The organism is Pseudoruegeria sp. SK021 (assembly GCF_002119405.1).
Classification (GTDB): domain Bacteria; phylum Pseudomonadota; class Alphaproteobacteria; order Rhodobacterales; family Rhodobacteraceae; genus Meridianimarinicoccus.
In genome coordinates, this window is record NZ_MTBG01000014.1 from 1 (window position 1) to 14736 (window position 14736).

13 protein-coding genes, 1 pseudogene and 1 other annotated feature are annotated in these 14736 nt (G+C 59.1%); of the genes and pseudogenes, 3 read left to right on the top strand and 11 right to left on the bottom strand.

Annotated features, from left to right (window positions below):
* Positions 1-66 precede the first annotated feature (66 nt).
* Positions 67-206: a sequence feature (AL1L pseudoknot), on the bottom strand.
* From BV911_RS10165 to BV911_RS10185, 5 genes and pseudogenes are all read right to left on the bottom strand, one after another.
* A pseudogene (locus BV911_RS10165) lies at positions 126-487 on the bottom strand (transposase); the annotation flags it as partial. Its footprint overlaps the feature before it by 81 nt.
* A 165-nt stretch (positions 488-652) precedes the next feature.
* Positions 653-1699, bottom strand: coding sequence for a glutathione synthetase (locus BV911_RS10170; protein WP_086053505.1), 1047 nt, complete (start codon positions 1697-1699; stop codon positions 653-655).
* A 9-nt stretch (positions 1700-1708) separates the two neighbouring features.
* The gene (locus BV911_RS10175; RefSeq protein ID WP_086053506.1) at positions 1709-3583 is read right to left on the bottom strand and encodes a flavohemoglobin expression-modulating QEGLA motif protein; all 1875 of its coding nucleotides are present in this window, start codon (positions 3581-3583) and stop codon (positions 1709-1711) included.
* Positions 3580-4401, bottom strand: coding sequence for an N-formylglutamate amidohydrolase (locus BV911_RS10180; protein ID WP_086053507.1), 822 nt, complete (start codon positions 4399-4401; stop codon positions 3580-3582). The genes BV911_RS10175 and BV911_RS10180 overlap by 4 nt, the downstream gene beginning before the upstream one ends.
* A gap of 100 nt (positions 4402-4501) precedes the next feature.
* Positions 4502-4855 carry a PRC-barrel domain-containing protein gene (locus BV911_RS10185; protein WP_168184035.1) on the bottom strand — a complete coding sequence of 118 codons (354 nt, stop codon included), beginning with the start codon at positions 4853-4855 and terminating at the stop codon, positions 4502-4504.
* A 319-nt stretch (positions 4856-5174) separates the two neighbouring features.
* Here BV911_RS10185 and BV911_RS10190 point away from each other — a divergent pair, with 319 nt between their 5' ends.
* Positions 5175-8060 (top strand): response regulator, encoded by a 2886-nt coding sequence (locus BV911_RS10190; protein WP_168184036.1) that lies wholly within the window; start codon positions 5175-5177, stop codon positions 8058-8060.
* 184 nt (positions 8061-8244) lie between these two features.
* On the opposite strand, the gene BV911_RS10195 is transcribed toward BV911_RS10190, so the two are convergent.
* From BV911_RS10195 to BV911_RS10215, 5 genes are all read right to left on the bottom strand, one after another.
* The gene (locus BV911_RS10195; RefSeq protein ID WP_086053579.1) at positions 8245-8790 is read right to left on the bottom strand and encodes a YaeQ family protein; all 546 of its coding nucleotides are present in this window, start codon (positions 8788-8790) and stop codon (positions 8245-8247) included.
* Positions 8791-8979: 189 nt separating this feature from the next.
* Positions 8980-9714, bottom strand: a complete 735-nt coding sequence (locus BV911_RS10200; protein ID WP_139840066.1) for a nucleotidyltransferase domain-containing protein — start codon at positions 9712-9714, stop codon at positions 8980-8982.
* Between the two features lie 246 nt (positions 9715-9960).
* Positions 9961-10878, bottom strand: coding sequence for an MBL fold metallo-hydrolase (locus tag BV911_RS10205; RefSeq protein WP_086053510.1), 918 nt, complete (start codon positions 10876-10878; stop codon positions 9961-9963).
* Positions 10878-11318, bottom strand: coding sequence for a YeeE/YedE family protein (locus BV911_RS10210; protein ID WP_086053511.1), 441 nt, complete (start codon positions 11316-11318; stop codon positions 10878-10880). The genes BV911_RS10205 and BV911_RS10210 overlap by 1 nt, the downstream gene beginning before the upstream one ends.
* A 1-nt stretch (position 11319) precedes the next feature.
* Positions 11320-11754, bottom strand: coding sequence for a YeeE/YedE family protein (locus BV911_RS10215; protein ID WP_086053512.1), 435 nt, complete (start codon positions 11752-11754; stop codon positions 11320-11322).
* 105 nt (positions 11755-11859) lie between these two features.
* On the opposite strand from BV911_RS10215, the gene BV911_RS10220 reads away from it, so the two are divergent.
* A complete protein-coding gene (locus tag BV911_RS10220; RefSeq protein ID WP_086053513.1) occupies positions 11860-12186 on the top strand; it encodes a helix-turn-helix transcriptional regulator in 327 nt (108 codons plus the stop codon).
* 254 nt (positions 12187-12440) lie between these two features.
* A complete protein-coding gene (locus BV911_RS10225; RefSeq protein WP_086053514.1) occupies positions 12441-13472 on the top strand; it encodes a proline racemase family protein in 1032 nt (343 codons plus the stop codon).
* A 9-nt stretch (positions 13473-13481) separates the two neighbouring features.
* Here BV911_RS10225 and BV911_RS10230 read toward each other — a convergent pair whose 3' ends face one another.
* A complete protein-coding gene (locus BV911_RS10230) occupies positions 13482-14732 on the bottom strand; it encodes an FAD-binding oxidoreductase (protein ID WP_086053515.1) in 1251 nt (416 codons plus the stop codon).
* Between the last annotated feature and the right edge of the window lie 4 nt (positions 14733-14736).

Genomic DNA, 14736 nt, shown 5'->3' on the forward strand with positions numbered 1-14736 from the left:
GAAATGGCGCAAACTCGACGGTCAAAACCGCCTCCCCGAGATCATCCAAGGGGTTGAGTTCCGGGATGGGATCCGCCAACTTCAAACCGCCGCCTGATCAAGCGTCACCAACTTTTGCCCATATCTCCATGGTCCCCGCGATGATCCTCTATGAACCGGATCATCGTTTGAATGGGCGGTCGAGCTCCGCCTGGGCAAAATAAGCTGACGCCTTGCGAAGGATCTCATTGGCCTGCTTCAGCTCGCGGTTCTCGCGTTCCAAAGCCTTCATCTTCTCGGCTTGCTCGGTCGTGATCCCGCCACGTTGGCCAGTATCAACCTCGACCTTCTTCACCCAGTCATTCAGCGTCTGTGGCGCGCAGCCGATCTTTGATGAAATCGACACAATCGCCGCCCAACGGCTTTCATGATGTCCTGCGCCATCCAAAACCATCCGCACGGCACGTTCGCGCACTTCAGGTGAATATTTGTTCGTTGTTTTGTTCATGATGCTCCATCCTACTCATGAGTTGGAGCCTCCGGCAAACCTGGCGCGGTTCAAACCGCTCTTTCGCATAGGTCTGCACCGTCAGAGCTGGTGCAGACCTTACATCATGCTGACCGATTTCGCGGGGGGCAGATCAGGGAGCAATCACAACGCCCCTTATCCGCATCAGAGAATAGCAAGTTCACGGTTCGATAAATTTCCCTGATTGCCCTCCCGCATCTCGATTTTCTTTTCGAGGGACATCAACACCGTCTCGGCAAAGTTGGCGTTATACATGTCACAGATGCTCCAGAGACCCCCCGGAGTGAAGACGTTGATTTCGAGAATCTTGTCTCCGACGATATCGAGCCCGACCATGAACAGCCCGTCATGGATGAGCTTTGGGCGCACCAGATCTGCCACAGCAAGGATTTCATCTGTCATCTCGACCTTAACCGCAGTGCCCTTGGCGTGCATGTTGGATCGGACATCCCCTTTTGCCGGCACACGGCGCAGCGCCGCGTATTTTCCATCTCTCTCCAATGGGCTGCCATTCATCACAAAGACGCGGATGTCCCCGTCCTTGGCCTTGGGCATATAGCCTTGAGCAATCATGTAGCCTTCTTCACTGACCGCCTCGAAAATCTGGTTGATGTTGGCATCGTTCGGACCATCGATTTTGAAGACGTGTTTGCCACCCGATCCCTGTAACGGCTTAATGATGACGCCCTTCGGATGTCGGCCGATAAAATCCCGGATCTCTTCAAGGTTCTTGGAAATCAACGAAGGGGGACGAACGGCTTCCGGAAACCCCTGTAAATAAAGTTTGTTTTGCGCCAGCGCCAACCCGTCGGGGTCGTTTACCACCAACACGCCGCGATCTGCGGCCAGACGTCCGAACATCGGCCCGGCCTGTGCGGCCCAAGGATGCGTCTCGGCGTCCTGGGACGGATCGTTGCGCAACATCAGCACATCAATTTCGGTTATGTCGATCACTTCTCGTGTCGTTTCGTCCGAATGCAGGGCTTTGTGCAGCGTCTCGGCCTTCTTAAACGTTCTACGGGGCAAGGTCAGAACGCAGGCATGCAGCGTGTCATCCTCGCGCAACACGAAATCCCCCGGCGTGATATAGCAAACCTCATGCCCCCGCGCGAGCGCGGCAAGTGCAAACACGGTGGTGGTGAAGTGAGGATGCTCATCTTTGATGGAGTTCACGAAAAAGGCGATACGCATGTGGAATTCCTATCTTGAAACAAGGTCGGCAGGCGACATGCCCGCACGCACAGCAGCAAGGCGCCCTTCGGGGCCCTTACCGGTCAGAAATGTCGGGGTGATCGGCGGCACCTTGAGCAACCCGCGTGCGGCGAGTTCCTCAATCTGCGGAAACTGGGTTTTGGCAAACTTGCCCAGCCAAAATGGGTCAAGCGAATGTCCGGCACCAAGATGGGCCAGAACATCCCGCAAACCGCGCAGATAAATGGCATCTTTTGCAAGGCCACCGGACCGGTACAGACGCACGGCAAGATTGAAGGCGGCACTGTCCGAAAAGCCATGTTCACGGGTTAGTATTCGGTAGGTTTGGATGAAATCGGCACCCTCCAACATTGCGGCGCAGCCGACGACGCGCGCCGCAAGCAGGCGCAAACGCCCAAAGGTCAGCCCACCGACAAGATATTCTGCGAACACCGCCAGACCTTCTTGAATGCCCTCATATCCGGCCAATCCGGTGCGAAAAATCCGCAACCCCTGCGCATCTCCGGCAAAATAGGTCATCAGATGAACACCGATTTCGTGTGCCAGCAGCGCCTGAACCCGGCTGCGCGCCATGCGCGTATGGCGCGAAATCATCAGGCACGGGCCGGACACCATCATCCCCGCTGGCAAGTCGTCCCGGATCACGACGTCCGCATCAAAACCGGAATATTCTGTTTGATAGCCTGCCACCATTTCGCAGGCGGACGCCTGCAACTCATAGCAATCCACGTGCCCCTCGAGGCCCCCCTCGCCTCTCGACGTTGGTCCATCAGGATGCGGCAATGCGAGAATGTCTTGCGCCATGCGCAACAACTCTGGCTCGACCGGCCCATAGAGCAACCGGGTCGCCTCGCGAAACCGGGGGGTGCCACGCAGGTCAATCGCGGTTAATTGCAGGTCAAGTTCCCGTTGTCTGTCGCGATAAATCCCGGACAGAAGCGGGTCTTCGAGATTTTCAAATTTAATGGAATTCAGCGCCTTTTTCTGCGCATCCACGTCCACCGTAAGCGGGCGGTACAGAAGTCGAGGGGGTCGGTCCTGCCGGCCAGCTTTGAACGTCTCCCACGCATCAGTGGTGTTGATCGGCGTTACCGCCATCAGAAAATCGAACGAGCAGGACACTTGATCCATCTGCTTGTCCAGCTTGCGCACCGTATCCACAAAAGACGCACGGCCCAACGCCCGGTGTGAGGATATTGTCAAAGCGCCGCTTGCGTTTGCAAAGGCAGCGGCACCTTGCAAACAGGCGTCAAAGACGTTGGCGACCACCCGTTCGCGCAGATCTGGGTAGACGGCATCGGAGTCTGGCTGACGATAGATCGGCGCGAACCGGATGGATAGGAACCCTAGTTCAGGATCCAGTCCAGCCAGCGGGCCGCGATCCTTGTGGCCCACCACGCGGGTGCGCAAAACCGGCGAACGATAGCGCACAGAGACACTCTGGATGGCCTTGCCGACGGCCTCAAGCGCGGCGCAGCTTGGCCCCGCAGCGTCGCATTCCAACGCAATCTCAAAATCCGGCAGGTATGGGCTGTCTTCGGTCAACAGTTGATCCTGATCGAACTCGGACACCTCGATCACGAGGAACGCGCCAAAGCGCGCGATCATTGCCTGCCCAATCCGGTTCAGGGTCGCGGCGTCTTCGACAAGGTCGGGCGACACCAAATAGGATGCGTTCGCTGTGGTTATGTCATAGGCGGCTTGGCGCGGGCCGTCACTTTTCTGATGCACACAAATGAACGGAAGTGGCCGGTCAATATGGACCCCCCCTGCCGATGGCAACGTGTCGCGCACCGCTTTGGCCGCGTTCAGGGCCGCAACGATCTCATCGATTGAGATGTTGGATGAGGTCATTCCGGTCATGACATGCCTTTGACGATGTCCTCAAGCATAGGCAGCGTCGACCGGATCATCGCGCGCATGGCGACCAGTGCCTCGCGGTCGGGATTGCCGCTCCATTCATCCATGAAGAACTTTTTGAACTCGATCGCGATGCCGCACCCCGTGTCTGGGAAATGCTCATGGATAAAGCGGGTCTGCTCGCCTTTGCCTTGGAATGACACGTTCTCGCGCACGTCCATTCGATGGCCGCGAAATTCAAACTCTTGCAATTTGGCGATAAACGGATCGATTACATGCGCCCATTTTGCGCGATCCATCGACGATGTGCCGATGTTGATTTCCGGCATGGATTCGGGATCGGCGGCAGGCGCGCCGGGTCCCTCGCGGCGATGGTTATAGCTGTGGATGTCCAGCACAATAAAATGGCCGTACTGTTCTTCCAACTCGCGCAGCATGGTCTTCAGCATGATGTAATAATGATCATGCATCTGAAGGGATTGCTTGACCATCTCTTCGCTGGGCTCGTCCTTCCAGACCTCCAGACCCCAAGATTGTTCCGGCGAAAGATATACCGCCTCGTCACGGGCCCGGTTCAGATCAACCGCAAAGCGTGAGCGGTGAAAGGCGATCCGGTTGGCGAGGTCGCGGATGGTGAATTCGGTGAACGGGTCTTCTTCGCGCAGACGGTCATCCTCGGGAAGCGCCATTTGGGCTTCCATGTCATGCCTGACTTCATGACCATTATGGATCGCTGTGCCGAGGATGGGAGAGGCCCCACGGTGGATCGTAAACCAGTCCCGATCGGTGGTTTTAAGGGCAATTCCTTGTTCGGTCGGCATGTGGGCTCCTTAATCGTCTGACGCGGGGCTGATGAGCGATGGGCCTGAAACAACCACTCCTGCGGCCGGGGGCGGGCCGCAGGAGTGGTGTGATCAACCGTTAGAGCCAGTAAAACGGCACCCCGTAATGCTCATAGGTCCGCTGTTCCCAGTCGCGGTCGGTGCGCCAGTTGTCATTGCGCGCCGGTGCGCCTGTCACTTCTTGCTCAGTGACATCGGTGACAAACCCGTTCTTGGTGGGATCGTAATGAAGCTTGCCCCACGGCAGGGGATGATGTCCTTCGCCCATGCCAAGGAAGCCACCAAAGCCGATGACGGCATAGGCGACCTTGCCGGAGGACTTGTCGATCATCAGATGGTCAATGGACCCGATGTGGGTGCCATCCCGGCCATAGACTTCTGTGCCATTCACATCAGACGACGATACAAGGCTGCTGCGTGCTGAATTGTCCATTTTCTCTCTCCTTAGCGGTGTCACGGGAACAACCAAGGAAAGCTCAAATCGGTTCCATTTGACGAAAAGGCTGGCAAAAAACCGCGCAGATGAGTTCGCCATCGACGATGGGCCTGATCAACAGACTGCGTCCCATAGATCGTTCGCAGCGGTGACTCCGGCCCTCCGAAGGGCACCAAAGCAATCAAGCCGCGGCTATGTGGGCCAAGGTCACGGGCTATGTTGATCATTTTCAAATATTATTTGATAGGTTGTGACGCCCCTCTTGTCAAAAGACCGGTGTGAGGATGCACCCTGAACAGCAATGTGGATTTTGGCCATGAAGATTGATCTGAACGCGCTTTTTGCGCATGCGCCATCGCCCTATGTGCTTGTCGACCCCGATCTGCGCGTGGTTTGGGCGAACGATGCCTATCTCAAGGTGATAGGGCGCACCCAAGACTCCTTGATCGGGCAAATTTTGACCGAAGAATTTCCTGCGCCCGCCGAGTCCGTGTCAGATCAGATGCTGCGTAAATCGTTCCGCCGTGTGCTGGCCACTGGACAGGCGGATCACCTTCCGCTGATTCCGTATCCCATCAAGGCCGAGGATGGCAGTCTGGTCGAACGGTATTGGAGTGCCACGCATACCCCCATTCTGGATGCCGACGGCCGGGTTGAGTTCATTTTGCAAAATACCATGGATGTAACCGATCTTCATCGCGCCGACCTAGCCGAAGATGCCGAACATGGCGCCCGCAACGCGGCCCTGTTGCAGCGCGCCGAAGCCGTCGCAACCGAGAATCTGGCGCTTGGAAAGATGACCGAGTTCTTTCAATCCGCGTTCGATCATGCCCCCAGTTTCATGGCGATCCTGAATGGCCCAAACCATGAATTTCAGATCGTCAATCAGGCTTACACCGACCTGATCGGCGGGCGCGATGTCATCGGGTTGCCGGTGCGCGAGGCCTTGCCGGAAATCGAAGGGCAAGGCTTCTATGAGTTGCTCGAGCAGGTTTACCAATCGGGTCAGCCCGTCTCATTTAAAGGGATGCCGGCGCAAATTCAGGTCGTTCCCGGCGGGCCTCCAGAACAGCATTTCGTCGACTTCATTTTTCACCCGCTGAATGACCACACCGGCAAGCCAACCGGCATCTTTGTTCAAGGGCATGACGTCACGGGCCAGAAAGTGGCCGAAACGAACCTGACGGCGACCCGGGAAAAATTCCGGACCATGGCACAGACCATGCCGGTTCATGTGTGGACCGCTGATAAAACCGGTGGTCTGAACTGGCTGAATACACGCGTTTACGAATTCACTGGGATGGCGGAAGGCGCACTTTATAGCGTCGACTGGGTCCGTGTCGTCCATCCTGACGATCTTGGGTCGGCAGTTGAAGTCTGGAAGGCCGCGATTGAGCAGGGTCAGAGCTACGAGACCGAATTTCGCATCCGCAAGGCCGATGGCAGTTATCGCTGGCACATCGTCCGTGCGTCACCGTTGTTGGCCGATGATGGGACGTTAACGGGCTGGGTCGGCACCAACACCGATATCGATGAACGTAAAGCCATTGAGGCTGAGATTGCCCAGCTGAATTCGACGCTGGAAGCCCGGGTCGCCGCGCGGAACCGCGAGTTGGAAGAATTGTACGCCGCCCTGCGCCAAAGCCAGAAGCTGGAGGCGATCGGCGGCCTCGCAGGTGGGATTGCCCATGATTTCAACAACCTCCTACAGGTGGTTCTGGGCAATCTGCAACTTGCCATTCGGGGCATGCCATCGGACTCTTCCGGCAAGAAACACCTCGATCAGGCCATGCGAAGCGTCAAGCGCGGCGCGACCCTTGCTTCTCAGCTGCTGTCGTTTGCCCGCAAGCAACCGCTTGCGCCCGTGGTCATCAACTTAACCCGGCTGGTCAGTGACACCACCGACATGCTGCACAGCGCCATCGGTGAGGGGGTGGCATTGGAAACGCGGTTTGACGCCGATCTGTGGAATACCAGTGTTGACCCCAGCAGCATGGAAAATGCGCTGTTGAACCTCGCGATCAACGCGCGCGACGCGATGGAAGGGCAAGGAACGCTGACCATTCAGGTGGCCAATGCCGAGTTGGACACAGCTTATGCGCACACCCACCCAGACGCGAAACCTGGGCAGTATATCTGGCTGGCAGTGACGGATACCGGCTGCGGTATGGCACCGGAAACCGTTGAGCGGATATTTGAGCCCTTCTTTACCACCAAGATGGACGGACACGGGACCGGTCTGGGATTGTCGATGGTGTATGGGTTCGCAAAGCAGTCGGGCGGTCACGTGACACTTGAAAGCAAGCTTGGGGTCGGAACCACCTTTAACCTGTATCTGCCGCGGTCGTTCGAGGCTGAACAGATACCGCCGCCGGTGGGCGATGACGGCCTATCCGGTGGGTCCGAAACGATCCTTGTGGTCGAAGATGACGCCGACGTTCGCGACACCGCATGCAATCTGCTGACAGACCTTGGGTACAGCGTGTTGCAAGCGTCTGGCGCCGACCAAGCTGTGACCATCCTGAAAGCCGGCCAACATATCGATCTTCTGTTCACCGATGTGGTGATGCCGGGAACGATGACCGGCCACGAATTGGCCGAGGCCTTGAGCGAACTGCGCCCAGATGTGCCGGTGCTGTTCACCTCTGGGTTTGTCCGGGATTCCATCGTCCATAACGGTCGGCTGGATGCCGGGGTTCACCTGATCGGAAAGCCCTACACGCGGGTGGAACTGGCGCAAAAGATCCGGGATGTTCTTGGCTCACATGGTTCAGCGATCAGCCCATATCCGGTGCTTCCGCTGACGCCCTCTGACCCGCGCGGGGCACCACAGCTTCCTGATCGCAAAGGCCTGCGTATTTTGGTCTGCGAGGATGATCCCTTGATCCGCCTCGACATGGCAGAAACGCTGCGGGACGCTGGCTTCGACGTGCTGGAGGCGCCTAGCGCCGCAAAGGCACTTGATGTGCTGCAATCGCAGCCCGTGGATCTGTTGATCACCGATGTGGGTTTGCCCGATCAATCCGGTGAGGTGCTTGCGCAGCACGCGCGGGGGGCCAATCCGGATCTGCCGGTAATTTTCGCGACCGGCGGTGTGGATATCGCCTCGGCCGCGACGTTGGGAAATTGCAAAGTGTTGAGTAAACCCTTCGATGACACCGTTCTTCTGGGGGCCATCGATGCCATTTTGACCGCAGGGTAAATGGATAAAGCCGCGGCATCGTGGGCATTTCGCCGTGATTTTATCGCAAGGTTTCGTGCTCTCCGGATGAAGTTGCTCCCCGGGGAGGGTTCGGCTGAAAGCGCCGCAAACTGCTGTGCTTCGGTGAGGCCGTTGGCGGTGCCGTCCCGCAGTCACACCACCGAAATGCGTGTCCCTCCGTGCCTTATGCGGCGGTCTTCCATTTGACCGGGGTCACGTAAACGATGCTATCACCGACGCTGACCATCACATCACCGTCCTGAATATTGACCTGAAGTTTCATCGCCCGACTTGCCAGTTTTGCCAGTTCGCTTGTGTCGGCCTCGGACAGATTTATCACCTGAAGATTGTCAAAACGAGTGGTGCTGTTTTTGATCTTGTCCCACCACACTTCGGCGGTCCTGCCGCCGTATGGATAGACAATCACCTTGTCGGCTTTGCCACAGGATTGACGCAGCACCTTCTCGGTGGGAAGGCCCAAGGCGATGCACAACTCAAGTTCGCCGCTGAGGTTTTTCTGCCAAATGTCTGGCTCGTCATCCGTTGACAGGCCCTTCGTCATTTCCAAATGTTCATGAGCATTCAGCGCAAATGCCAGAATGCGAACCATCAGCCGTTCATCCGTCTCTGAGGGATGTTTCGCAACGGTCAGTTTATGGGTTTCATAGTAATGGCGGTCCATGTCGGAGACAGACAGTTCAACTTTATAAATGGTGGCTTTTTGCGCCATGACGTGTCCCAACATTTTGAAGATTGGGATGCCTACTGCGTCTGGTCACGGGACGAAAGCAGATAACGCCGGTGTCCCCCAACCTGAGATGATTGGTTTGGGCCGCGGCTCAGATGTTTAGAGAGCCACGTCAAGAACCGGTGTTTGCCATGGACCTTGCCCGACCGCGGCCCCGGACAAAGCTGCGGCTTATGAGGCGGGCATCCTCCAGCCTTCCGGTGCCTCACGGCGATAGCCGTCGAATAGGCCTCCCCCATCCGGCCTTAAAACATCTTGCGATAATCGGATGACTGCCGCCGTCTCATTCGTCGAAAATGCGGTTTCAAAGGCGGTCGTAAACTGTCGGTGAAACGTTGGATCAAGCTTCAGAAGCCGTCGGGGAATAGCTTTGCCTTTCGCCGCCCATTGGGTCTGCGACCGGCAATAATGAGTGGCAAGGACGGTGTAGAGTTCGGCAAGGACGGCGCGCAGTTCGTCAGGATTGCGTGGCGCGCGAATATCCTCCACCAGATTACTGATGGCATAGCGCGAAGCCTCGCGCTCCGCTTGCTCCCACGGCGCAGGCCCGGCCTCAAGCACCTGTTTTGCCATGGCTTTAACGAAAAGCCCGACATCCGAGTTTTCAGGGATTTCTACACCATCATTCACCATGTTGGACATCGACGGCACACCGGTAGGACGATCCACGTTTTTCATGAAATATTCGAGGGTTTGAACATCATGCATGAACGCCTCGACGGGCCAATCCATGAACGTGAAAGACTGTCGTTTTGCGGTCTCGACGCGGTCAAAGACGACAACAAGATCAAGGTCAGAGGACGCTGTTTCTTCTCCCCGCACCACTGAGCCCGCAAGCAGAAATGCCCGTGAGGTGGGAAACATTTGGTCCCGAATGTTACGGGCGACACAGAATGCGGATGACATATCGCGGGGCAATTTAGACCTCCCAATCGGCTTAAAAACGACGGCCTTGTCACATTGTTGCAAATCAATCGGTCAGTGTTCGTCGAAAAAGTGCGGTGCGTTTCGCCCGGATAAGCACGCCCGGCCAGCGCCGTTCGGTGTGCCGTGCCGCCCGGGTTGCCCGCTGTCAACCCGGGGCGGCGGAGGGACGGAACCCGCAGGACGGCCCAGATGCCACACCGCCAACCGGGCGCCCCCTTGCCCGGCTCAATCGAAGCGGTTCACCGGCAGTTTCAGGTAGTGGTTGCCGTCAGTCTCTGCTGGGGGCAGACGCCCGCCGCGCAGGTTGATCTGCAAGGCGGCAAGGATACGGTTTGGCAGCGCGAGCGTCGCGTCGCGCGTCTGGCGGCGATCGATGTAATCGTCACGCTTGGTGCCATCCTTGACGTGGATGTTGTTGGCTTTGTGCGCGTCCACCGTCGCTTCCCACCTCGGTTCTTTCCGATCCTTGGTGCCGTAGTCATGGCCGATATACAGCCGCGTGTTGCCGGGCAGCGCGAGGATCTCTTGGATCGACTCCCAAAGTTCGGCGGTGCTGCCGCCGGGAAAGTCCGACCGAGAGGTCCCAGCATCGGGTTGCATCAGCGTGTCATGCACAAAGGCCGCATCCCCGCAGACATAGGTAATCGACCCCAGCGTGTGGCCGGGCGATAGCATCACCGTCACCTCCAGATCGCCGATTTTAAAGGTTTCACCATCCTCAAACAGATGGTCGAAATCGCGGCCCGGATCAAAGGTGTCGGGCAAATTGTAAAGATCCGCCCAAATCTTGGCGATCTCGGGCACCCGCGCGCCGATGGCATTGGGTGCGCCCGTGCGTTTTTTCAGATGCGCCGACGCCATGACGTGATCGGCATGAGGATGGGTATCCAGCACCCACTCCACCGTCAGGCCCGCGTCGGTCACAATCTTCAGCACCTGATCCATGCTCTCGGTTGAAAAGCGGTAATTCGCGGGGTCAAAGTTCCAGACCACATCGATCAGCGCCGCTTTCTTGGTGGTTGGATCGGCACAGATATACTGAATCGATCCGGTGTCCGGCTCGTAGATGCCCCAGACATCGGGGCTTCCGGGGCCGGTGGACGGGGACTGGCGCACCACCGGAGATTTAAGAGGATCAGGCATCAGGCGGCTCCTTTTTTTGGGGTTGGGGTCAGATCGGGTGTGTGGCGGGCGACCCACATCCCCGTCAGCATGAAGGGCACGAAGATCAGTGTGCCAGTGGCCGCCATGGGCAGCGCGGTCAGGGCCGGACCGGGGCAAAAGCCGCCGAGCCCCCAACCGATACCAAAGATCGCGGCCCCGGTCAGCAGTTTGGGGTCAAGATCGTTGCGGGTGGGAACGCGAAAGCTGTGGTCGAAATAGGGCCGCTGCCGGGTGCGGAACAACAGCGCAAATCCCGGCGCAGTCACCGCGATGGCACCGCCCATGACAAAGGCAAGACTGGGGTCCCACGTGCCAAAGACATCCAAAAAGTTCAGCACCTTGGCCGGGTCCGCCATGCCCGATATGATCAGTCCCAAGCCAAAGATAAGGCCGGAAAGAAGCGCGAATATCTGTTTCATGTCAGGCTCCGATCAGGTGGCGCATGATGAACACGGTGACAAATGCCGCCGCCATGAACGTGACGGTGGCGACGATTGACCGGGCCGATCCGCGGCTGATGCCGCAGACGCCATGACCCGAGGTGCAGCCATTGCCATAGGTGGCACCAAAGCCGACCAAAAGCCCGGCCACAGCCATAAGAACCGGGCTCGACGGCACCCATTGCTGCGGCCAGCCGCCCGAGACCAGCATCCAAAGCGGCGCGGCGAGCAACAAGCCTAGCACAAACAGGGCCGAAACGCCCCGCGCCTCGCCTTCTGTGCTGCGCGAAAACAGCCGCGAGGTCAGCCCGCTGATCCCAGCGATGCGGCCATTGGTGGCCATCAGCAGCACCGCCGCGCCCCCGATCAACATGCCGCCGCCGAGCGACAGCCAAGGTGTGAATTCGGTTTCCATGTTCAAACTCCGTGATGCGCCGCCCCAAACTGCCGCCGGGCAGCCTTGCCGCAGGATGTCGTCCCCTATATATATTCAACTTCCGTAATATTAAACGAGTCTCATATGAAAAACACGGGCGATTTTCTGGAGGGCGATATCGCCGGGGCGGCGGCCCTGATGACGATGCTGGCCTCTGAGGCACGGCTGCAAATCCTCTGCCGGTTGCTGGACGGGGAAAAAGCGGTCGGGGACCTTGCCCGTGCCTGCGGGGTATCGCAATCCACCATGTCCCAGCAGCTGAAGCGGCTGAAAGACGCCGGGCTGGTCGAGGGGCGTCGCGCAGGCCAGACGATCTATTACCGGGTCACGGGGCGCGAAGCGGCAGCGGTACTGGAGACGCTGCACGGTCTTTACTGTGCCCGCCCGAATGGGGAGAACGCGGGCCATTAAAGGTGGCGCCCATGCGCTTGATCCGATCGCGCCGGTGGTGCCGCGCGACCCGGCGGGAGATTGGGGGATATCCGAGATGGTTGACCCACACGGATACCGCGTTCTGGGCACGACGGCGGACGTGCTTGAAGGCTATGTTGAGAAACCGCTGGCAGTGCCTAGGCTGATCGCGTCAAATGGCGGTCGACAGCAACCCAGGATCGCCGCGGCCCCAATACCCCGCCGCGGACCCGACAAGCAGATCGGAGTGCGGAATGCGCAGCACCAAGGTTATTCATGTGGTGTCCTGCCACGCCGAAGGCGAAGTTGGCGACGTGATCGTCGGCGGTGTCGCGCCTCCGCCCGGTGCGACCCTGTGGGAGCAGCGCAACTGGATCGCCAAGGATCAAACCTTGCGCAATTTCGTGCTGAACGAGCCGCGCGGCGGGGTGTTTCGCCATGTGAACCTGCTGGTGCCGCCCAAACATCCCGAGGCGCAGGCCGCGTGGATCATCATGGAGCCCGAGGACACCCCACCCATGTCGGGATCGAACTCCATCTGCGTGGCGACCGTTTTGCTCGACAGTGGCATTATCCCGATGCAAGAGCCGGTGACCGAAATGGTGCTGGAAGCGCCGGGTGGGCTGGTGCGGGTGCGGGCCGATTGCGCCGATGGCAAAGCACAGCGCATCTATGTTGAAAACCTGCCATCCTTCGCGCACCGTTTGGCCGTGCCGCTGGACGTGCCGGGGCTGGGCAGCATCACCGTGGATACCGCATTTGGCGGCGACAGTTTCGTGGTGGTCGATCCCGAGGCGCTTGGCGTCGATCTGGTGGTCGAGAACGCCCGCGAACTTGCCGAGCTTGGGATCCGCATCACCAATGCGGCCAATGCGCAGTATCGCTTTGAGCATCCGGAAAAGCCCGATTGGACGCACCATTCCTTCTGCCTGTTTGCCGGAAAAATAACCCGCGACGGCCATGACTTGCGCGCGCAATCCGTGGTTGCCATTCAGCCCGGCAAACTGGACCGCTCACCAACTGGTACGGCTGTGTCCGCACGGATGGCGTTGTTGCATGCCCGCAATGAGATGGGGCCGAAGGATCGCCTGACCGGCGTGTCGATCATCGGGTCAGAATTTGATGGCCGGATCCTCGGCGCGGTCCGCGTGGGCGATCTGGATGCGATCCGGCCGGAAATCAGCGGTCGGGCGTGGATCACCGGCACGCATCAGCACATGCTGGACCCCAGCGATCCTTGGCCCGACGGCTATCGGATCTCGGATACGTGGCCGCGACTGTTCTAACGACGGGCGCTAGAAGCGTCCCGGTGCGAACGGCGCTAGGGAAATGGCCGGGGCGCGCCGCGATGCCAGCGCGGCCACCAATTCGGCGGTCCCCGCCGATTGGGTGAGGCCAAGATGACCATGGCCGAAGGCATAGATCACCCGGTCCGCACCGGGCGCACGCCCGATCACTGGCAGGCTGTCCGGCAGCGACGGGCGAAAGCCCATCCACGGTGTGCCGCCTTCGGGGACGAACCCGTCCAGAAACTCAGTCGCCTTGCGTACGAGGGTTTCGGCCCGCTTGAAATTCGGCGGCAACCTTAATCCGCCAAGTTCCACGGCACCGCCGACCCTGACGCCATCGCCCAGCCGACTGACCACAAAGCCGTGGTCGCAAAAGGTCAGATGAACGCGCAGGTCGAACTGGGCGTTGGGAAAGGTCGTGTTATAGCCCCGTTCGGTCTCAAGCGGGATCCGGTCGCCCACCATGCGGGCAAGCTGGTGCGACCACGCCCCAGAAGCGATCACCACCTGTTCGGCGTGGCGGTGTCCCAAATCAGTGACCACATCCACGCCGGTCTCTTGTGGGGTCAGGCCCCGGACCTCGGCGATCTCGATCTCGCCGCCGCGATCGACAAACTGGCGGGCAATATGCTGGGTCCAAATGGCGGGATCGACGGTGCTGAGCCAGTCCGGCGTATAGCCTGCATGGGTGAACCGCCGATCCAGACCGGGCTGAATGTCCGCAATGGCCCCGGGGGTGTCGAGCAGATCAAAGGCGATGCCGTGATCCTTGCGCCGCTCCCAACTGGGCAGGCTTGCGGCAAACTGGGCGGCGCCTTCATAGACCTGAAGCTGACCGTCGCGCCGCAGCAGCGGTTCGCCCGCGACCTGAGGGATCAACCGCTCCAGCGCCGCGCGGGACTGTTGCATCAGCGCGGACTGGGCCGAAACCGCGGCCTCGTGCCGGTCCCGCCAACTGGCGCGCCAGAACCGCAGCATCCACGGCGCGATTTTCAGGGCATATTCCGGACGCAACGACAGCGGCCCAAGCGGATCAAGCAGCCATTTCGGTGCCTTGCGCATGATCCCGGGGGTTGCAAGCGGCTCAATCTCGGCAAAGGCAAACGCCCCGGCATTGCCGCGCGAGGTTTCCGAGGCCACGCCTTTGCGGTCCAATATGCGGACCTTGTGCCCGTCCGCCTGAAGCGCCAGCGCAGTGGTCACGCCAATGATCCCGGCCCCAATAACAATGATTTCAGACGGGGCGGATTGAGTCATGTGG